The 18,947-nt window shown below is 55.2% G+C and carries 18 protein-coding genes; 11 read left to right on the top strand and 7 right to left on the bottom strand.

What is annotated here, in order from left to right:
* Positions 1-25 precede the first annotated feature (25 nt).
* The 10 genes from F7R27_RS11765 (at position 26) to F7R27_RS11720 (ending at position 10,729) form a co-directional block, all read left to right on the top strand.
* Positions 26-601 carry a TRAP transporter small permease gene (locus F7R27_RS11765; protein WP_151704445.1) on the top strand — a complete coding sequence of 192 codons (576 nt, stop codon included), beginning with the start codon at positions 26-28 and terminating at the stop codon, positions 599-601.
* A 61-nt stretch (positions 602-662) separates the two neighbouring features.
* Positions 663-1,946 (top strand): TRAP transporter large permease, encoded by a 1,284-nt coding sequence (locus tag F7R27_RS11760; RefSeq protein WP_151704444.1) that lies wholly within the window; start codon positions 663-665, stop codon positions 1,944-1,946.
* A 10-nt stretch (positions 1,947-1,956) separates the two neighbouring features.
* Positions 1,957-2,397, top strand: a complete 441-nt coding sequence (locus tag F7R27_RS11755) for a universal stress protein (protein WP_151704443.1) — start codon at positions 1,957-1,959, stop codon at positions 2,395-2,397.
* Between the two features lie 311 nt (positions 2,398-2,708).
* On the top strand, positions 2,709-3,896 hold the full coding sequence (gene doeA / locus F7R27_RS11750) for an ectoine hydrolase DoeA (RefSeq protein ID WP_151704442.1): 1,188 nt from the start codon (positions 2,709-2,711) through the stop codon (positions 3,894-3,896).
* Positions 3,897-3,985: 89 nt separating this feature from the next.
* The gene (gene doeB / locus F7R27_RS11745; RefSeq protein ID WP_206060486.1) at positions 3,986-5,017 is read left to right on the top strand and encodes a N(2)-acetyl-L-2,4-diaminobutanoate deacetylase DoeB; all 1,032 of its coding nucleotides are present in this window, start codon (positions 3,986-3,988) and stop codon (positions 5,015-5,017) included.
* 26 nt (positions 5,018-5,043) lie between these two features.
* Positions 5,044-5,514, top strand: a complete 471-nt coding sequence (locus F7R27_RS11740; RefSeq protein WP_151704441.1) for an Lrp/AsnC family transcriptional regulator — start codon at positions 5,044-5,046, stop codon at positions 5,512-5,514.
* Positions 5,515-5,764: 250 nt separating this feature from the next.
* Complete coding sequence (locus F7R27_RS11735; protein ID WP_151704440.1) at positions 5,765-7,231, top strand: NAD-dependent succinate-semialdehyde dehydrogenase; 1,467 nt, start codon at positions 5,765-5,767, stop codon at positions 7,229-7,231.
* A 57-nt stretch (positions 7,232-7,288) separates the two neighbouring features.
* The gene (locus F7R27_RS11730) at positions 7,289-8,692 is read left to right on the top strand and encodes an aspartate aminotransferase family protein (RefSeq protein WP_151704439.1); all 1,404 of its coding nucleotides are present in this window, start codon (positions 7,289-7,291) and stop codon (positions 8,690-8,692) included.
* 15 nt (positions 8,693-8,707) lie between these two features.
* Positions 8,708-9,691, top strand: a complete 984-nt coding sequence (gene eutB / locus F7R27_RS11725) for a hydroxyectoine utilization dehydratase EutB (RefSeq protein WP_151704438.1) — start codon at positions 8,708-8,710, stop codon at positions 9,689-9,691.
* A 75-nt stretch (positions 9,692-9,766) separates the two neighbouring features.
* Positions 9,767-10,729 (top strand): cyclodeaminase, encoded by a 963-nt coding sequence (locus tag F7R27_RS11720; protein ID WP_151704437.1) that lies wholly within the window; start codon positions 9,767-9,769, stop codon positions 10,727-10,729.
* 14 nt (positions 10,730-10,743) lie between these two features.
* Here the strand turns inward: F7R27_RS11720 and F7R27_RS11715 are convergent, their stop codons facing one another.
* Both F7R27_RS11715 and F7R27_RS11710 read right to left on the bottom strand, forming a co-directional pair.
* Positions 10,744-11,910, bottom strand: a complete 1,167-nt coding sequence (locus F7R27_RS11715) for a DUF5610 domain-containing protein (protein ID WP_151704436.1) — start codon at positions 11,908-11,910, stop codon at positions 10,744-10,746.
* A gap of 175 nt (positions 11,911-12,085) precedes the next feature.
* Positions 12,086-12,646 (bottom strand): DUF1285 domain-containing protein, encoded by a 561-nt coding sequence (locus tag F7R27_RS11710; protein WP_206060485.1) that lies wholly within the window; start codon positions 12,644-12,646, stop codon positions 12,086-12,088.
* A gap of 147 nt (positions 12,647-12,793) precedes the next feature.
* Between F7R27_RS11710 and F7R27_RS11705 the strand changes: the two genes are divergently transcribed.
* On the top strand, positions 12,794-13,756 hold the full coding sequence (locus F7R27_RS11705) for a methylenetetrahydrofolate reductase (RefSeq protein ID WP_151704435.1): 963 nt from the start codon (positions 12,794-12,796) through the stop codon (positions 13,754-13,756).
* 11 nt (positions 13,757-13,767) lie between these two features.
* Here F7R27_RS11705 and F7R27_RS11700 read toward each other — a convergent pair whose 3' ends face one another.
* The 5 genes from F7R27_RS11700 to phrB all read right to left on the bottom strand — a co-directional run bounded on the left by F7R27_RS11700 (position 13,768) and on the right by phrB (position 18,921).
* Positions 13,768-14,472 (bottom strand): retropepsin-like aspartic protease family protein, encoded by a 705-nt coding sequence (locus F7R27_RS11700; RefSeq protein ID WP_151704434.1) that lies wholly within the window; start codon positions 14,470-14,472, stop codon positions 13,768-13,770.
* A gap of 26 nt (positions 14,473-14,498) precedes the next feature.
* Positions 14,499-14,873 (bottom strand): translation initiation factor Sui1, encoded by a 375-nt coding sequence (locus F7R27_RS11695; protein ID WP_151704433.1) that lies wholly within the window; start codon positions 14,871-14,873, stop codon positions 14,499-14,501.
* Between the two features lie 59 nt (positions 14,874-14,932).
* Positions 14,933-16,258, bottom strand: a complete 1,326-nt coding sequence (locus tag F7R27_RS11690; protein ID WP_151704432.1) for a deoxyguanosinetriphosphate triphosphohydrolase — start codon at positions 16,256-16,258, stop codon at positions 14,933-14,935.
* Positions 16,259-16,345: 87 nt separating this feature from the next.
* On the bottom strand, positions 16,346-17,467 hold the full coding sequence (locus F7R27_RS11685) for a succinylglutamate desuccinylase/aspartoacylase family protein (RefSeq protein WP_151704431.1): 1,122 nt from the start codon (positions 17,465-17,467) through the stop codon (positions 16,346-16,348).
* Between the two features lie 50 nt (positions 17,468-17,517).
* Positions 17,518-18,921, bottom strand: a complete 1,404-nt coding sequence (gene phrB / locus F7R27_RS11680; protein WP_151704430.1) for a deoxyribodipyrimidine photo-lyase — start codon at positions 18,919-18,921, stop codon at positions 17,518-17,520.
* Positions 18,922-18,947 lie beyond the last annotated feature (26 nt).

Here is an 18,947-nt window from a genome sequence, read left to right as displayed (position 1 = left end):
ACACCATGCCATAGTGGGGTGCCACATGACGGATGACTTGAACGAACAGGCTGTATCCGGACTACCAGGTATTCTTGGCAAGATCGACATCATGATCAGTCGTATCGAAGCCGTAATACTGGCCGTCGGCGTTCTGCTGATGGCAGTGAATACCGTTGCCAATGTGGTGGGCCGTTTCGTGTTCGGCGAGAGCCTGTTTTTTTCTGAAGAGGTGAACCGGATACTGATCGTGATGATCACGTTTGCGGGCATTGGTTACGCAGCCCGGCATGGTCGCCATATCCGCATGTCTGCACTGTATGATGCCCTGCCGGTCAAGGCCAGACGCGCTCTGATGATAATCATCGCTTTTTTCACAGCCGGTATAATGTTCATGCTCTGCTACTTCTCGATCGGATATATTCAGAGCACCTACAGCACGGGCCGATTACTGCCCTCCCTGTCGATTCCGATCTATCTGATGTACCTCTGGGTACCGATCGGATTTGCCGTGACCGGGATACAGTACTTCATGACGGGTATCAAGAATATCACCTCAGAGGACGTTTATCTGTCGACCCATGTTGTCGATGGCTACGCCGATACTGAAACAGAAGTCTGATACATCAAGCGTGATGCTAGAAAAGCTTGATCCAGCAAGCCAAGGGTGAGGGACAATAACAATGATGACAATAATGCTGGGCACCATGATCCTTCTGTTGCTGCTGGGATTCCCGATGATGATTCCATTGGTGACAGCAGCACTGATCGGTTTCTACATGATGTTCGATGGCTTCGGTCAGATGAACACGCTGATTCAACAACTGATGGGGGGCATCAGACCCGCTGCCCTGATTGCTGTTCCGATGTTTATTCTGGCAGCCGACATCATGACCCGAGGCCAGTCGGCCAACCGTCTGGTGAATATGGTGATGGCCTTCATCGGCCATATCAAAGGTGGCTTGGCTGTAAGTACAGCCGCATCCTGCACCCTGTTCGGCGCGGTATCCGGCTCCACTCAGGCCACTGTTGTTGCGGTCGGATCTCCGTTGCGCCCGCGCATGCTCAAAGCGGGTTACAAGGATTCTTTTACGCTGGCGCTGATCATCAACTCCAGTGATATCGCCTTTCTGATCCCACCCAGTATCGGCATGATCATCTATGGCGTCATCTCCGGCACCTCGATCGGCGAGCTATTCATTGCTGGGATAGGCCCTGGCCTGCTGATTCTGTTCCTGTTCTCCATCTACTGCATCGCCTATGCCATCATCCATGATGTGCCAACCGAGCCGAAAACCGGCTGGATGGAGCGTCTCAAGGCAGTTCAGGAAGCGCTCTGGCCACTGGGCTTCCCGGTAATCATAGTCGGCGGTATCTATGGCGGGGTATTCAGCCCCACCGAAGCGGCCGCAGCCTGTGTGCTCTATGCTGTGATTCTGGAGTTTATCGTTTTCCGCTCATTGAAGGCGATCGATATCTACAAGATAGCCAAGTCCACCGGGTTGATCACTGCCGTGGTATTTATTCTGGTGGCGGTCGGTAATGGCTTCTCCTGGATCATCTCATTTGCTCAGATACCCCAAGCCCTGCTGGGCACCTTCGGTATCAATGAAGCAGGACCTACCGGCGTGCTGATCGCCATTGCAGTCGCCTTCTTCATCGCCTGCATGTTTGTCGATCCGATTGTGGTCATTCTGGTTCTGACTCCGATCTTTGCACCTGCCATCTCATCAACCGGGCTGGATCCTGTGCTGGTCGGAATTCTGATCACGCTGATGGTGGCCATAGGCTCAGCCACACCGCCCTTCGGGTGCGACATATTCACGGCAATTGCGATCTTCAAGCGCCCTTACTGGGAGGTGATCAGAGGCACTCCACCCTTTGTCTTCATGCTGGTGTTGTCAGCTGCATTGATCATCATCTTCCCGCAAATCTCGCTGTTCCTGAGGGATCTGGCGTTCCGCTGAGGAGAGTATCATGTTTAAACGTATTCTGGTTCCGGTCGACGGCTCTGAAGGCGCACTGGCTGCGCTGGACAAGGCCGTTCAACTGCAGCAACTGACATCAGCCGAGATTTTTCTGCTCTGTGTGTATAAGCATCACAGCCTGTTTGAAGCGTCGATGTCGATGGTCCGGCCGGAGGATCTGCATCTTCCCGACACGGCACTGAAGGAGTTCGCAACCAATGTGGCCGAACATGCCAAGCGCTATGCCATCGAGCGCGGGGCAGATCCGGTCAGAGCTTTCGTCAAGGGTGGACGGCCATCAAAAACCATTGTCAAATTCGCCAAGTCCAGAGATGTAGATCTGATAGTGATGGGATCTCGTGGCACCAATGGCGATGTGGAGGGTTATTTCCTGGGAAGTGTTTCACAACGCGTGGCCAGCACCGCAAAGTGCCCGACGCTTGTAGTCTGAAGCCCTGGCTGAAAACTGTGTTCTGATTGAAACCGATATGCATGTCGCATCTCATGCAGGGACTGTCGTTCAGCGGCGTGCATATCAGTTTTATTTGATATAAAAACAGGTAGGCGGCTATTCTTTTCTTCCAGAAAGGGCAAGTCGGTTACCGCAGGTCTGCGGCTACATTCGCCAGCCGCTGCCTGGTTTCAAAAACGTGCGCACTGGACATCGCCCTCCTTCAGGTGGTATTGGTGGCCCATCAGCACAAAGATGTTTCTTTCATCAACCCGTCCTGCTGATCGCAGGCTTTAGAAGAATCAGACTATATGCATGAGATTCACCTGTCATTCAGTCTCGAAGAGTACACCGAGCGTCTGGCCAAGGTCCGCACCGCCATGGCAGAGCAGGAGATCGATACTCTCATCGTTCATGACCCAGCCAATATGGCGTGGCTGACCGGCTATGACGGCTGGTCATTCTACACGCCCCAATGTGTCGTCATTGCCCAGACGGGCAACCCGCTGTGGTATGGGCGCGGCATCGATGCCAACGGGGCGCGCCGAACGGTTTATATGCCGGAAGAGGATATCACCTCCTACCCGGACAAGTATGTGATGAACCCGCCCTTTCATTCACTGGATTATCTGTGTGAAGAGGTCTTGCCGGCACGTGGCTGGAACAAGGGCGTGTTCGGCGTCGAGATGGATAACTACTATTTCAGTGCCAAGGCCTATGGAGCACTGGTACGTGGTCTGCCGGATGCCACCTTGATTGACGCGACAGGTCTGGTGAACTGGTGTCGCACCATCAAGTCGCCTCAGGAGATCGCCTATATGAACGTGGCGGCCCGTATTGTCGAGAATATGCATCGCAGCATCTTCGATATGATCGAGCCGGGTATGCCGAAGAATATCCTCGTCGGTGAGATCTATCGAGTCGGCTGCATGGGCCATGATGGCCATAACGGCGACTATCCCTCTATCGTCCCCATGCTGCCATCCGGCAAGGATGCATCGGCACCGCATCTGACCTGGGATAACAAGCCATTTGTGAAGGGCGAAGGCACCTTCTTTGAGATTGCAGGGTGCCACAAGCGCTACCACTGCCCTCTGGCACGCACTATTTTTCTGGGCGATCCGCCGATTGAGTTCAGACGCGCCGAAGAGGCGATAAACCTTGGCCTGGAGGCCGGACTTGCAGCTGCCAAACCCGGCAATGTCTGCGGCGATATCACGCGTGCTCTGAATGAGACTTTGATGCGCTTCGGTTTTGATCGTGGCGATGCACGCTGCGGCTATCCTATAGGTCTGAGCTACCCGCCCGACTGGGGCGAGCGCACCATGAGCCTGCGCTGCAGTGACGATACCGAGCTGAAACCGGGCATGACCTTCCACTTCATGCCCGGCCTGTGGCTGGATGACTGGGGTATCGAAACGACAGAAAGCATTCTGATCACCGAAAATGGTGCGGAAACCTTCTGCAGCTATCCACGCCAGCTGTTTGTAAAAGCCTGAGATCCCGGACCTCAGAACCTGTTTATCAATATCGCATGGCCGACAAAAACAGGTTCTCAGGTTCCGCCTGAAAAGGAAGATGACACTCAATGAATCACAGCACACCAGCCAGAGAGGCCACCTTGCGCGATACAACCATTACCCCCACCGTCGACTTTGATCGTGAAGGCACGCAACATGGCTTTCTGAAGCTACCCTACTCCAGCGACCAGTCCGCCTGGGGCTGCATTATGATACCTGTCACGGTTGTGAAAAACGGTGACGGACCCACAGCCCTGCTGACCGGTGGCAATCATGGCGATGAATATGAAGGGATCACCGCACTGCTGAAGCTGACGCAGACATTGAAAGCCGAGGAGATTCAAGGGCGCGTGATTATTGTGCCCGCAATGAACTATCCGGCAGTCTGCAGCGGTACGCGTACCTCCCCTATCGACAAGGGCAATATGAATCGCGCTTTCCCCGGCGATCCTCAGGGCAGTATCACGGAGCGTATTGCCGATTATTTCCAGCGCTACCTGATCCCTCTGTGCGACTACGCGCTGGATATTCATTCCGGTGGTAAAACGCTCGATTTCATCCCCTTCTCTGCCGCTCACCGCCTGCCCGACAAGGAGCAGGAAGCTCGTTGCATTGAGGGCGCTCGCTGTTTCGGCACCCCGGCCACCATGATCATGTTCGAGCTGGATGCTGACTCACTCTACGATACTGCCGTGGAGTCTCAGGGCAAGGTGTTTGTCACCACTGAACTCAGAGGCGGCGGCACCACGACACCTGATTCGATGCGTCTGGCAGATACCGGGGTCAGTAATTTCCTGAAGTTCGCGGGGATTCTGCCCGGCAAGCCTGAGCTGCCGGATGCACCCGTGATGCAACTGGATATGCCGGATGCCAGCTGCTATGTGATCAGCACGCATAAAGGCATACTGGAACTCACCCGAAATCTGGGCGACACTGTTAACAAGGGCGATCTGATTGCACGTATCCATCCACTGGAGCGTACGGGCACTGAGCCAGCCGAATACCATGCACAGCGCAGCGGTGTTCTGGCGGCGCGTCGCTATCCGGCGCTTGCCGATATGGGTGATACGCTGGCTGTGATTGCTGATCTTATCCCTTGATTTCGATCTGATTAACAGGAAACCCCATGCGTCTGGATAACTACGACCTTAAAATTCTGCGTATCTTGCAGCAAAATGGTCGCATTACGAAAAGTGGCCTGGCAGAGGCTATTAATCTGTCGGTTACACCCTGCTGGGAGCGGGTCAAGCGGCTTGAAGATTCCGGTATCATTCTCGGCTACAGCGCCCGAATCAATACCGAAATTCTGTTCAAGCAATCAACCGTGCTGGTAGAGATCAGCCTCAAAAAGCACAATCTGGAAGCCTTCAAGCGCTTTGAATCCACTATGCAGGAGTGCCCGTTGGTAACTGAGTGTTACGCGACGGGTGGCGGGATAGACTATCTGCTCAAGGTGGTGGCGATGGACATAGACCAGTATCAGCGGCTGATCGATGAGTGGCTGCAAGCCGATATAGGTATAGATCGCTACTTCACCCTGATTGTCACCAAAATGATCAAGCATACCCCACCACAACTGGAACCGGATGACTCCTGATAACACCAGAAAAAACCCACTGCCTGCCTGTCGCAAACAGAAAAAACACCACGCCCCTGCACAGGTAACAGAAAACTTTCACAAGGCTCTTTCTGTAGAGTAGACACATCAATCAGGTATCAGCGCCGCTTACTCGCTTCGTAAGCACAACCACTGACCTGAACAATCTACACGACAGGCCACCTCAGACAGACATCAACGCATGGTTGGATGAGGTGGCCGACAGATATTGGCAAAGAGGGCCTACATCATGCATTTCTTAGAGGATCCGCGCTTATTGCGTCAGTTGGCCTATATCAATGGTAAATGGGTTGCCAGCAGCAACGGGCAGGACACATCCGTTACCAATCCGGCTGATGATTCATTTATCGGCCGAATTCCGGACCTGCAGCCTGAGCAGATCAACACAGCCATTGAGCAGGCCGATCAGGCTCTCATCAGCTGGCGCGCCCTGTCTGCCGATGATCGCGCTGCGAAATTGATGAGCTGGTATGATCTGATCCTGCAAAATCGTGAAGATCTGGCGCTGCTGATCACCCTTGAACAGGGTAAGACACTCAGGGATGCCCGGGGTGAGATCGACTATGGCGCCTCATTCATTCGCTGGTTTGCAGAAGAGGGTCGTCGCGCTTATGGCGAAACCATGCCCAGCCATATTCCCAATGCACAGCTGAGCACGGTGCGAGAACCCATCGGGGTTGCCGCTCTGATCACGCCCTGGAACTTCCCCAACGCGATGATCACGCGCAAGGCTGCGGCTGCACTGGCCGTAGGTTGTACAGTACTGGTCAAACCCGCCAGCGAAACACCCTTCTCGGCACTGGCCCTTGCGGAACTGGCCGACAGAGCAGGCTTGCCGGCAGGTGTATTTAATGTGATCACTGGTGATCCGGCGATGATCTCAGCAATCCTGTGCAAGCATGAAACGGTCAAGGCGATCTCCTTCACCGGCTCCACACGCGTCGGTCGCCTGCTGCTGGAGCAGGCCGCCAGCACGGTCAAGAAGTGTTCGATGGAGCTTGGCGGCAACGCTCCCTTCATTGCATTGCCGGATATGGATCCGGACGAGGCAGCCAAGGCAGCCGTGGATGCCAAGTTTCAGACCAGCGGCCAGGACTGCCTGGCGGCCAATCGCATCTTTATTCATCGCGACAGCTATGAAGCGTTTCTCGAAGCTTTTGCCCGTCGCATGGCACAGCTGAAAACCGGTAATGGACAGGACCCGGACACAGACCTCGGGCCACTGATCAATCAGCAGGCGGTCGACAAGGCAGCGTCACTGGTTGATGATGCCATGAGCAAGGGCGCACGTCTGATTGCAGGTGATCAGTTCGACGCGCCAGGTCGTCACTACTTCATGCCGACCCTGCTGGCCGATATCACACCGCAGATGCGCGTGTTCCGGGAGGAAAATTTCTGCCCGGTAGCCGGCGTCATGGCTTATGATGATCTGGAACAGGTCGTTACCCTGGCCAATGATACCGAATATGGCCTGGCTGCATACATTTACGGTAAAGATATCCGACAGATCTGGGGATTGATGCAGCAGCTCGAGTTCGGCATGGTCAGCGTTAACTCCGTGAAGATGACTGGACCGCCGATCCCCTTTGGAGGGATCAAGCAGTCCGGACTCGGACGCGAAGGTTCACGACACGGGCTGGATGAGTTCAGCCAGATCAAATACTACTGCCTGGGCAATCTGGCCGCGGGTTTTTAAGCACACTTTATTCAGAACAGCAGTCGCCAGTGTTTGGTGGCAGACGAGGACAACATCATGATAGATACCAAGAAACTGATCGAGATAGATCGCCAGAATGTATTCCATGCATCCACCCATCTGAAGCAGCACGCACATGGAGAAAGCCCTGCGCGCATCATCACCGGTGCCAAAGGCATCTATATTCATGACTCCGAAGGCGTGGAGCTGCTTGATGGTTTTGCCGGTCTGTATTGCGTCAATATCGGCTATGGCCGCGACGAAATGGCAGACGCCATCTATGAGCAGGCTAAACAGTTGGCTTATTACCATACCTACGTTGGCCACACCAACGAAGCCCTGGTGAAGCTCTCCGAGCGGATCATCAAGCTCGCCGGTCAGGGTATGAGCAAGGTGTACTACGGTATGTCCGGATCGGATGCCAACGAAACCCAGCTCAAACTGGTGTGGTACTACAACAACATTCTGGGCCGTAAAGAGAAGAAAAAAGTGATCTCTCGAGATCGCGGCTACCATGGCTCCAGCATCGCTGCCGGTTCGCTGACGGGCCTGCCGGTGTTCCATGCGCATTTCGATCTGCCGCTGGATCGCATCAAGCATACGGTGGCGCCCAGCTACTATCGCCGCCCGGACGACAGCATGAGCGAAGAGGATTTCTCACGCTACTGCGCCGATGAGCTGGAAAAGATGATTCTGGCCGAAGGCCCGGATACTGTCGCAGCCTTCATTGGTGAACCGGTACTGGGTACCGGCGGTATTGTTCCACCACCCGCCGGTTACTGGGCCGAGATCCGCAAGGTGCTGGACAAGTATGACATTCTGCTGATCGCTGATGAAGTGGTGTGTGGTTTTGGCCGTATCGGTGTTGATTTCGGCTCACAGTATTATGAGATGAAGCCCGACCTGATTACAGTAGCCAAGGGTCTGACATCCGCATACCAGCCACTGTCGGGTGTGATTGTGGGCGACAAGGTCTGGCAGGTGCTGGAAACCGGTACTGACAAGTTCGGTGCCATCGGCCATGGCTACACCTACTCCGGTCACCCGATGGGTGCGGCGGCGGGTCTTGCCAATCTGGATATCATTGAGCGCGAAAACCTGACCGCCAATGCACGTGATACCGGTGCCTACCTGCAACAGCGCATGCAGGGCACCTTTGCGGATCATCCGCTGGTGGGTGAAGTACGCGGCATCGGCCTGCTGGCAGCACTGGAGTTCTCCAGCAATCGCAGCAAGCGTGAGCACTTTGATCCGAACCTCAAGATCGGCCCTCAGATCTCCGCAGCCTGCCTGCAGGAAGGATTGATTGCCCGTGCCATGCCACATGGTGACATCCTGGGCTTTGCACCACCGCTGATCATTACCCGCGATCAGGTGGATGATGTTGTGGCCCGTGCCGAACGTGCCGTGAACAAGGTCATGGATCAACTGGTCACCAGCGGCAGCTGGCAGCCGAAGTAAGTTGGAGTCGCAAGGATGCACAGTGTCACCCTTCGCGACATCTACCTGGCTCGGCACCTGTTGCAGGGCCAGGTTACCCGCACGCCACTGATCCGTTCCGAAGCGCTGTCACGGCGCTTCGGTTGCGATGCCTGGCTGAAGCTCGAAAACCTCCAGCCTATCGGAGCCTTCAAACTGCGCGGTGCCAGTTATGCGATCAGCAGGCTGACACCCGAGCAGGCTGCAAAGGGTGTCGTCACCTGCTCCACGGGCAATCACGGACGTGCCATCGCCTACGCCGGAAAACAGCTCGGTATACGCACGGTGATCTGCATGTCCAGCCTGGTGCCGGATAACAAGGTAGGCGCCATCAAGGCACTGGGTGCCGAGGTACGTATCATCGGGAACTCACAGGATGAAGCCGAAACCGAAGCGTTGCGGCTGGTTGCTGAAGAGTCCATGACCTACCTGCCCCCCTTTGATCACCCGGATATTATCGCTGGCCAGGGCACCATTGCGCTGGAGATTATGGAAGATCTACCACAGGTCGAGATGATCTTTGCCGGCCTGTCCGGTGGAGGGCTGCTCAGTGGGATCGGCCTGGCGGCAAAAGGTATTAACCCGGATATCCGCATTATCGGTGCAACCATGGACAAGGGTGCGGCCATGATCGCAAGTCTGGAAGCTGGCCATCCGATTCAGGTTACCGAGTATGAAACCCTTGCCGATAGCCTTGGCGGGGGAATAGGTCTTGAAAACCGACACACCTTCGCGCTGGTGCAAGAGGTAGTGGACCAGTGCTGGCGGGTATCTGAAGAAGCGATTGCGCGTGCCATGCTGAACTTTCTTGAAGAGGAAAAAATGCTGGTTGAAGGCGCTGCGGTTGGCGCAATTGCGGCCATTGAGGAGCATCGGATCGATGTTCGCGGCAAGCAGATCGTGCTGGTAATCAGTGGGCAGAATGTTGCACTCGACACCTTTGACCAGGCACGCAAGCTCGCTGTACCCACTCACTCCTGATCAACCCAGAGCACCAAGCAACGGCGTCAGACCCGCATATATAGAGATTACATCGCGCCCAGTCAGGACATGCATATGAAGATATACAACAAACAACAGATCAGCAGCGCTGCCAGGCTGGATCATGACGCCCTGCGCGCCGTTGAAGAGGGTTTTGCTGCACTTGGGCGTGGTGAGGTATCCATGCCACCGGTGTTGAGCATGAATATCACTGAACGCAACGACGAAATGGTTGGTGAAGTGGATATAAAAACAGCTCATATCAAGGGCAATGAGCGCTTTGCGATCAAGGTCAGCACCGGCTTTTTCAATAACCCGGCGCTGGGCTTACCCAGCCTCAGTGGGTTGATGGTGCTGTTTTCAGCCCGCACCGGTGTTGTCGATTCAGTCCTCTTTGATGAAGGCTATCTGACCGATCTGCGCACAGCGCTGGCCGGTGCGCTGGCAGCAAAATACCTGGCGCGGGAAGACGCCCGCTCCGTGGCAGTGCTGGGCGCAGGGCTGCAGGCAGAGTTTCAGGTTGCAGCCCTGAAACTGGTAAGGGATATCGATCAGGTACATATCCACGCGCGCAACCCCGAACGGATGCGAGCCTATCAACAGCGCATGGCCGAGCATCATGGCCTCAAGGTGGTACTGCATGACTCTGCTCGCTCAGCCTGTGCCGAGGCGGATATCGTGGTCACGACCACCCCATCATCCGAGCCGGTGCTGCACTGGGCAGATCTCAAGTCCGGCACTCATGTTACGGCCATGGGGTCAGACAACAGCCATAAACAGGAGCTGGAGTCAGCCATACTGGCCAATGCGGATTTCATGGTAGTGGACAGGCGCAGCCAGTCAGAAACTATCGGCGAACTGCATCATTTTACCGGCACTTTCCCGAAAGCGGTCTATGAGCTCGGCGAACTGATTGCGCGCCAGCAGTTGCTCAGAACTGCAACTGAACAGATCACAGTCTGCGACCTCAGTGGCACAGGTGTTCAGGATACGGCTATTGCCAACTATACGGCAGGCAGATTAAGTGCTGCCGTATAGTCGATAGAGCAGTCTTATGGAGCCTCGTTTACAGCCCCGAGCAGGCGCTCAAGGTTATCCTGATAACGTGACTTCTGATCGGCATCAGCGTCTTTGAAGCGGGTATCCTGCTCGGCCAGCGCCTGCATGATGGATGCTCCGGCAGAACGCGAATCTTCCAGGAAGGACAACATCGAATTGTTGAACTGCTGGTAAAGCTCCTGCATCAACTGTTCCAGCAGCTGAGCGCCGCGATTTTCCTGTGGCTGATCCAGCTGCTCTGTCTGTTGATACTGGCTGGCAGCGCTGTATTGCTCAACCCGCATCATCTTCAGATCCATCGACGCCAACTGAGTACCATCAAAGGAGAGGTTACTCGCCTGCTCAAAGGCTTTCTGAATATCGCCATTGTAAAACTCATCAGCCAACTGGCTGACATCACGGATCAGATTCTGAATCGCATCTATCTCATCCTCATTCAGATCACCTTCGATGGTGAAGCTGAAACCGGTGCTTTCGCTGCGACTGATATCAAAACGGCTGACACTGTTACCTTGATCATCTGCTGCCACAGCAGCGGTCGCAGAGTAGTCCACCGCTCGATTAAAGTTGATGGTAACCTTATCACCCTCACGCGTATTCAGCGTCAGCTCAAAGCTATCCGCTCGCTGATAGCGCTCAGCCACCGACATGCCCATGGTGCCGACCAGTGCGGCATTCTTGCCATTGGGTGACAGTGCTTCGAGCGCTTCAAAGGTGAGCTTTTCGGTTTCGGCCACCTGATCCTTGATACCACCATTAAGAAGATTCAGACCCGAAAGAATCTCCTTGGCTTCGGCAAACCCCTGTTCCACCCCTTTCATCGCACGCTCATAGAGTGCCTGGACCTTCTCTTCAGAATCACCTCTGGCTCTCGCCTGCTCAAGCCCAGCTGCGACAAACTTGCTGATACGGTCTGCAACCTTTTCCGGGGTAAACTCGTTGGCATCAAGCTTTTTGAAACCGCCAGCATCCATTCCAGGAATCTTCGTAGCCAGTTTTTCCAGCAGAAAGCTGTGCATCGCAGAGAGTGTGCCTGGACCATTACCGGACTTCGCCGCATGGGCCAGCCCAGCAGCAACACCCGGAGGCTGATGTGCTTTCTGGCCGGGGTTACTCAGACCTTGAGAGCCCTTGGCAAAGGGTGAATTGATACTGATCATGACAGACTCCAATCGGACAGACAGGACTGGCCGAGCTTTGTTATGGTTTGGACACCTTGCGCGAGAACCCTGCGCGATAAGTTGTATCCAGTATAGCCGAGCTGACGTACTGCCAGGATCCGGCAAATATAGAGGGCTATCGGCCAGGTCAATGGAAACTTGAGCCTGCACCCTATCAGAGCTTGCCCAGAACAAAGCGCTGACCGGCGCTGTAAACCACTAACTCATCGCCATCCGGCGCAGGCTCAGTTGCCGCCATCTCCACCAGTTCATAAAACAGGTTGCGCGACAGGCGCCCCTCCATACCAAAGCGGATCAGCAGATAGGGGCTTGGCTCGCCAGTTTCCGGGTCTGATACCACCCGTATCGGATGCTCTGCACCGGCCTCGATGCGATCCCCTGTTGCAGTTGTAAACACCAGCAGTTCGCCCTGTTCTGCATCCGGCTGCCGCTCCATCAGAATCACGCTGAAAGGCACATCTTCAACCTGGATACCGACCTTTTCCACCGGCGTTTTCAGAAAATACTGATCACCTTCACGCCAGAGTACACGCGAAAAGAGTCTGACCATCGCCTCACGTCCGATGATCGATCCCTGATAGTACCAGCGACCATCGCGAGCAATACGCATATCGATATCACCGCAGAAAGTGGGGTTCCACTTTTCCAGCGGGGGAATACCCTGCGCCTGGCCAATCTGACTGGCCAGCCCTGCCGGATCAAAGGTTTTTTGCACGTTTAAGCCTCCTGTTTCATTACGGGTATGAACGTCGCTCACAACAACACTAAAATATTTCAACTGTGATTATGAACAAATGAATCATATTCATTGATAGAATAACTGCCATCAGATGTTATAACCACAGCGGAAACCTGCGTCCTTATGAACGATCAACTTGCTGCCAAATTTGCCAATCCCGATCAGGGAGTCTATTTCATCGGAACCACGCCACCCAAGGCAAGCACCGATGAAGCCGGCATGCAGGAGATCGCCGACAAACTGCTGGCACGTCTTGCGCATGTCGAGTTTGACGGTCTGGTTGTCTATGACATTCAGGATGAGAGCAGCCGGATCGACAAGCCGCGCCCGTTCCCCTTCATGTCCACCCGCGATCCACGGGAATATGCTGCCCTGTTGAACCAGCGCTCCGGCAAACCGACCATCACCTATAAGAGTGTAGCGCAACGTGACGCTGCCGAGTTCAATGATTGGCTACAGGAAACCGACCAGACCTACGGACAGAAGAGTATCGTGCTCGTCGGCAGCCCATCGTCCGAAGGCAAGGTGCGCCTGCCACTGAACAGCGCCTATGAGATTCTGGGTCGGCAGCCACAGCAGTTTCATCTCGGTGGTGTGACCATTGCCGAGCGCCATGCCAGCAAGGGCAATGAGCATCTGCGGCTGCTGCAGAAGGGTCGCCAGGGGTGTCAGTTCTTTGTATCCCAGGCTGTCTATAATCCGCAAGCCACCATTGACCTGCTGACCAGCTACGCCCGATCCTGCCGCCAACTGGATATCGAACCGCGTCGGATTATTCTGACCTTCACACCCTGCGGCAGTGCCAAAACCCTTGAGTTCATGCAGTGGTTGGGCATTTCGGTACCTGAAGCCACTCGCTGGCGCATACTGGATGCCGACAAGCCTCTGGCTGAATCGATCCGCATCTGTCAGAACAATCTGGAGCAGATACTCAACGCATGCCTGTCACTGGGCATACCGCTGGGGTTGAATATAGAGAGTCTGACCAATCGCAAAGAGGAGATAGATGCGGCGATCCAGCTCTATCGGCTACTCAAGGCAACCATGGAGTTGCAACTGGCCAGACGCGAGCTGGGACAGCACTGAACCAGCTCGAATCAATCTTCGAAGGTGGTGAGCAGCATCTGGCGTGCATCCTGCAGCTCCTTGTAGCGTGTCGGCTCCCAGACGATCATGCTGCGGTCGAAATCGATGCGATACTCCACCTGACGCAGAAAATCCATTCCGAGCAGACCATCATAGCCGCTGCCCTGAAAGTCGATAATCAGCGCGCTCTGGTTTTCAAGTTTGAAAGGCCCTATCTCGATGCGATCAAAGGATGCTGATTCGGTGGGTATACGCTGTCCGCTGGCCACCTGGGCATAACCCGCCGGTCGAGGTCGCAGCGGCAGGGAAGACAGGGAGGCACGATGAAACACTGTCGCTGATGCACCGGTATCCAGCAACAGCTGACTGTCGACCCTGCGCCCGCCATGCACCGCTCTGACCGGAATGTAAACCATATTGCCACGGATGGTGACAGGAACCTCCATGGTAGCCAGCAGCTGGTCGACACGCCTGAGTTGCTCACGCCGCGCCTGCTCACTGAGCAGATCAGCGCGCAGCAACTCCTGTTGCAGCTTCTCCTCTTCACTGAGCACTCTGCCCCGGGTTTCGAGCTGATCACGGTATTCAGGTGGCACCTGACTCAGACGATCAACAAAAATGCGCCGCCCTTTGTCATCGGTATAGTGATAAACCTGTGCCGATACGGGTGTTGCGATCAGCAGACCCACACAGATCAGCCACAGTAGAGGTTTCATGAGAGTTCACTCATTCAGGGGCAGGCTCAACCACCTGCCAGTTTAACCTTATAGCCTTCAGCTTCCAGCATCGACTTCAACAGTTCACGGTGATCACCCTGTATCTCGACCACACCATCCTTAACCGAGCCTCCGGTACCACAACGCTGCTTGAGTTTTTTGGCAAGCGTTTTCAGCTCGGGTTCCGCAAGAGGAATACCGGTCAGCGTCGTGACCCCCTTTCCCTTGCGCCCAGATGTTTCACGACGAATGCGCACAATGCCATCCAGTGTCGCCAGACGCTGCTGCTCACTCAACTGATCACAGATGCACTCATCCAGCGCCTCTGCACAATCCGGGCATAAACGCCCCTTATCTGTAGAATAGACCAGACCGCGCAGCTGATCCTGTAATGATGCCACTGAGTTGCTCCTGTATCGCTACCGTATAGAAACCCTATTGCTACTGCCTAGACCCGAATCTAGACCCGAATCCCACCACCGATCTGGCGTGCCAGGTATTGTGCGTAATTATCGGTCATTCCGGCAATAAAATCGATGGCGCGCATATAGCTCTGATATAGCGTCCAGTTCGCACCGGGAGCATGAATACCCATCAGGCCAATGATCTTCTGGCTGCGATAGCCCATATCCTCGCCACCCGTTCTATGCAGTTCATAAACGGCATCACAGAAGGCATCCAGCAGCACGCCCAGCGTGGTATAGGCCCCTACCTCCAGCTCGGCCTTGCGGGTGTCGGGAAACACGCGCTCGCGGGCAATCGACTTGGCTGTTGCCAGCCCGTCGCGCACCATCGGGTCACCATCCCTGAGCAGCTCACCGTCATACTGTCCGTCCATTATCTGCTCATAGTGGCGCATGAAGGCCCCCAGTGCAGAGTTCACCATATTCTCCATCGCCTTGCCGCGCAGGGCCGAGATCTTGCGCCTTGCCGAGGCCTGGGAGTTGAAGATCTCGGCATCAAAGTCGAGATCACCGCAGAGCTGCAGGAGTATCGGTTTGACCTCCTCAAAGCTCAGAATATGCAATTCAATCGCATCTTCCAGATCCAGAATGGCATAACAGATATCATCGGCAGCCTCCATCAGCCAGGTCAGTGGATGGCGTGACCAGTGATGAGGCCCGAGCCGTATCAGCCCCAACTGCTTACCCAGTGTCTCGAGGATATCCAGCTCAGTCTGAAAACAGCTGAATTTGCCGCGCTTGCCGCCCTTTTCCACTGTCCAGGGGTATTTGAGCAGCGTACCCAGTGTCGGGTAGGTCAGGCGCAAGCCACCGTCGAACAGGTTGTTCTCGATCCGGGTGACCACCCGCAATCCATGCGCATTGCCTTCGAAGGTGCTCAGATCAGCCAGCTCCAGCTCTGACAGTCCCTGAAGGCGCGGATCACTCACATGACGGCGGAACCAGTCACGAATGGCATACTCGCCGGCATGGCCAAAGGGCGGATTGCCGATATCATGTGCCAGACAGGCTGACTGCACGATGGTACCCAGATCATGCGGCGTCACCCAGGGCGGTAGCTGATCGGAAATTTCCTCGCCGATACGGATACCAAGACTGCGCCCGAGACTGCCGACCTCGATCGAATGGGTCAGGCGGGTATGGATATGATCGTTCAGCGACAGCGGATGCACCTGAGTTTTACGCCCAAGACGGCGAAAGGCACTGGAGAAGATGATGCGGTCATGGTCCTTGTGAAAGTGGCTGCGCCCTACTTCTTCCGGGGTCAGCGATTCATGACCATATCGTTTGGTTGTCAACAACTGTGACCACTTCATCTGCATGGTAAATCCTTTAGCGGCATCCCCCTGCAAGCCACCTTGATGGCTGTCTTCAGGGGGATGCCTTAATAGCTGAGTAAATAGCCGAATTTAAAAGCTGAGTTGGGTGCCCGGCTTGATATGAGTTTCCTCACTCGCAATCATCGCAATATGTGATCCGGGGAAGGAGAGATGGTTGACAGCGATGCTGAACAGTATGCCGCTGGTCGGTGCATGAACAGCTATACGTTCCGGTTGATCCTTATCCAGCAGGACGATATCCGCCAGATGATCACCTGGCTGAAGCATTTCACCCAGTTGCCGATGATACACCACCAACCCTGCAGCACTGGCGTAAAGCACCTTGACCTGATCCACACTGATCGCCTGAGTGCTGCCTGCCTGTTCCTGATGCTGAGCACCACTGGCTTCGACATAACCCTGCGCCTCCAGAAACGCCAGAATACCTTCGGCATCACGACTGGCCAGCGCATCACTGACACTGTGCTGACCGCGCAGTTCGATAGTGGCGGCAAAGCAGGGATCGGCAAATGGAGCGTCTGTCGCTTCCATCAATCTTACCCAGGGTTGTGTATGGGTGCCATCAAACGCGACAGTCCCTCTCACATCCTCCTCGAGGCGGATCGGGAAACCGAGACAGTCCGACAGTAAGGTGCCGGTCTCACGCTGATGCGTACCGTAAAACACATGGGGCAATGAATCATAATCGCAATGCAGATCCAGCATCAGATTGGCATCCAGCGACTGACCCAGCAGCGTCTTGTGCAGTATCTCGATCTCGTAATCGGCTTTCTTCTCACTCGCCAGCTGCAACAGCGCTTCACGCACCTTGCGATCATTGGCTGCTGCATCCTGCCCCAACTCCGGTAGAACACGCTCAATCAACGCCTCAGGCTGGATCGCCATGCCACGATTGAAGTTCTGCCCGGTCGTACCATCATAGCGACCCAGCACACGACCGGCATGGCGCTGACTCAGCCCCACCGGGTTGGCATAGGGAAGTATCTGAACGCGTTGCTTGATCCGACCGACTGCTTCAAGCGCCTGAAGACGCGTGATCAGATGTTGAAGGGTGAGCAGGCCCGGCCACTCATCGGCGTGCAGGGCAGCTTGCAGATAGGCTTTCTTTTCACCACTGCCGAATTCATGGACCGTCAGAAAGCGCTCATGGCCCGGCGCATGGGCTGGTAAAGGAATACGTATTGTTTTCATTGTGACACTCTCTGCACAAAAACTTACTCGCTACTCTAGCAGAGTCCTGATCAATTGTGAGCAGCATAATCATCCAGAGCGGATTGTCGTGCCAGCCGGTAATCCACAATCGCAGCCGGCCGTCCCAAAGATACACCCGCACCGGGCAGATGACACTGCGCTGCCGTCAACGGTGCCAGCTCAGGCAGCCAGGTTTTGATGAAGGCGGCATCCGGATCAAATCTCTCACTCTGGCGCTGAGGATTGAAGATTCTGAAATAGGGGGCGGCATCCGCACCGACCGATGAACACCACTGCCAGCCCCCCAGATTGGAGGCGAAATCACCATCGATCAGATGCTGCATGAAAAAAGCAGCCCCACGCCGCCAGTCCACACGCAACAGTTTGGTCAGGAAAGAGGCCACCAGCATGCGCAGCCGATTATGCATCCAGCCTGTGTGCAGTAACTGTTTCATCGCAGCATCCACCAGTGGATAGCCGGTCTCACCACGGCACCAGGCAGCAAACGCCTCCTCCTGATGTTGCCAACTGATGCGCGCCTCTACTTCTGGCCGGAAGGGCTCCAGCCGACTCTGGCCGGGAAACGCCACCAGCAGATGACGGTAAAACTCACGCCAGATCAGCTCATTCAGCCAGGTACTATCGAGCCAGCCGTCATTGGCAGAGCCTGCGATCAACCCGTTCAGACACTGCCGTGGAGAAAGCGCACCGATGGTCAGATAGGGTGACAGGCGTGATGTGCCCTCAACTGATGGAAAATCACGCTGCTCACGATAATCCTGAACCTGCTCCGCGATAAAACTCTGTAGCCGTGCTGAAACAGCAGCCTCACCTGCAGGCCAGAGATCTCTTGAATACTCGGCAACCTCATAGCCAGGACCATAACAACAGTCATCGGGTATCGGATCTGAGGGCACGCTCGATACAGGCTGTTCGGGCGGTAGCCCCAGCGGCTTAGCATCACGCGTCAGGAGCTGTTGACGCCAACGCCTGCTGAAGGGAGTGAACACCTTGAAGGGAGTGCCCTGCCCGGTCAACACCTGACCCGGCGGGATAATCAGCTCACCGTGATAGCCACGGCAACTGACACCGGTGGATTCCAGCATACGACAGACTTCGCGATCGCGCTGGCGCTCATTGAGTGGATATTCATAATTGAAGTAGAGTTCAGTCGCCCTGAGCTCCGCGGCCAGATCGCACAGTGCAGGCGCAACATCGCCAAAGCGATCAAGGCGCAGCACTTTCAGGGGAATATTCAGTTCACCCAGCGCTCCAGCCACCTCCAGCAATCGATCTCGCCAGAGTGCCATCCGCAGGGGGGACTCGTCATGTTCACGCCACTGCCCCGGGGTCAGCGTCACGACCGCCACGACTCCCCGGCGTGACTCACAGGCATAAAAAAGCGCCGGGTTATCCACCAGGCGCAGGTCATTTCTCAACCAAAGGAGCATCATTTACATCACCAAAGAATAACCGGGTT

The sequence above is a fragment of the Nitrincola alkalilacustris genome (genome assembly GCF_008973755.1).
GTDB lineage: Bacteria > Pseudomonadota > Gammaproteobacteria > Pseudomonadales > Balneatricaceae > Nitrincola > Nitrincola alkalilacustris.
The sequence above is the reverse complement of the archived record's forward strand: the minus strand, read 5'-3'. Positions and strand labels throughout refer to the sequence as shown.

Bases quoted from the DNA above. Each gene is read 5' to 3' on its own strand.
- F7R27_RS11760 (WP_151704444.1), top strand. From the start codon at position 663: ATGATGACAATAATGCTGGGCACCATGATCCTTCTGTTGCTGCTGGGA.
- F7R27_RS11740 (WP_151704441.1), top strand. From the start codon at position 5,044: ATGCGTCTGGATAACTACGACCTTAAAATTCTGCGTATCTTGCAGCAA.
- phrB (WP_151704430.1), bottom strand. From the start codon at position 18,921: ATGATGCTCCTTTGGTTGAGAAATGACCTGCGCCTGGTGGATAACCCG.
- F7R27_RS11755 (WP_151704443.1), top strand. From the start codon at position 1,957: ATGTTTAAACGTATTCTGGTTCCGGTCGACGGCTCTGAAGGCGCACTG.
- F7R27_RS11685 (WP_151704431.1), bottom strand. From the start codon at position 17,467: ATGAAAACAATACGTATTCCTTTACCAGCCCATGCGCCGGGCCATGAG.
- F7R27_RS11700 (WP_151704434.1), bottom strand. From the start codon at position 14,472: ATGAAACCTCTACTGTGGCTGATCTGTGTGGGTCTGCTGATCGCAACA.
- doeA (WP_151704442.1), top strand. From the start codon at position 2,709: ATGCATGAGATTCACCTGTCATTCAGTCTCGAAGAGTACACCGAGCGT.
- F7R27_RS11705 (WP_151704435.1), top strand. From the start codon at position 12,794: ATGAACGATCAACTTGCTGCCAAATTTGCCAATCCCGATCAGGGAGTC.
- eutB (WP_151704438.1), top strand. From the start codon at position 8,708: ATGCACAGTGTCACCCTTCGCGACATCTACCTGGCTCGGCACCTGTTG.
- F7R27_RS11720 (WP_151704437.1), top strand. From the start codon at position 9,767: ATGAAGATATACAACAAACAACAGATCAGCAGCGCTGCCAGGCTGGAT.
- F7R27_RS11735 (WP_151704440.1), top strand. From the start codon at position 5,765: ATGCATTTCTTAGAGGATCCGCGCTTATTGCGTCAGTTGGCCTATATC.
- F7R27_RS11765 (WP_151704445.1), top strand. From the start codon at position 26: ATGACGGATGACTTGAACGAACAGGCTGTATCCGGACTACCAGGTATT.
- F7R27_RS11730 (WP_151704439.1), top strand. From the start codon at position 7,289: ATGATAGATACCAAGAAACTGATCGAGATAGATCGCCAGAATGTATTC.
- doeB (WP_206060486.1), top strand. From the start codon at position 3,986: ATGAATCACAGCACACCAGCCAGAGAGGCCACCTTGCGCGATACAACC.
- F7R27_RS11690 (WP_151704432.1), bottom strand. From the start codon at position 16,258: ATGCAGATGAAGTGGTCACAGTTGTTGACAACCAAACGATATGGTCAT.
- F7R27_RS11715 (WP_151704436.1), bottom strand. From the start codon at position 11,910: ATGATCAGTATCAATTCACCCTTTGCCAAGGGCTCTCAAGGTCTGAGT.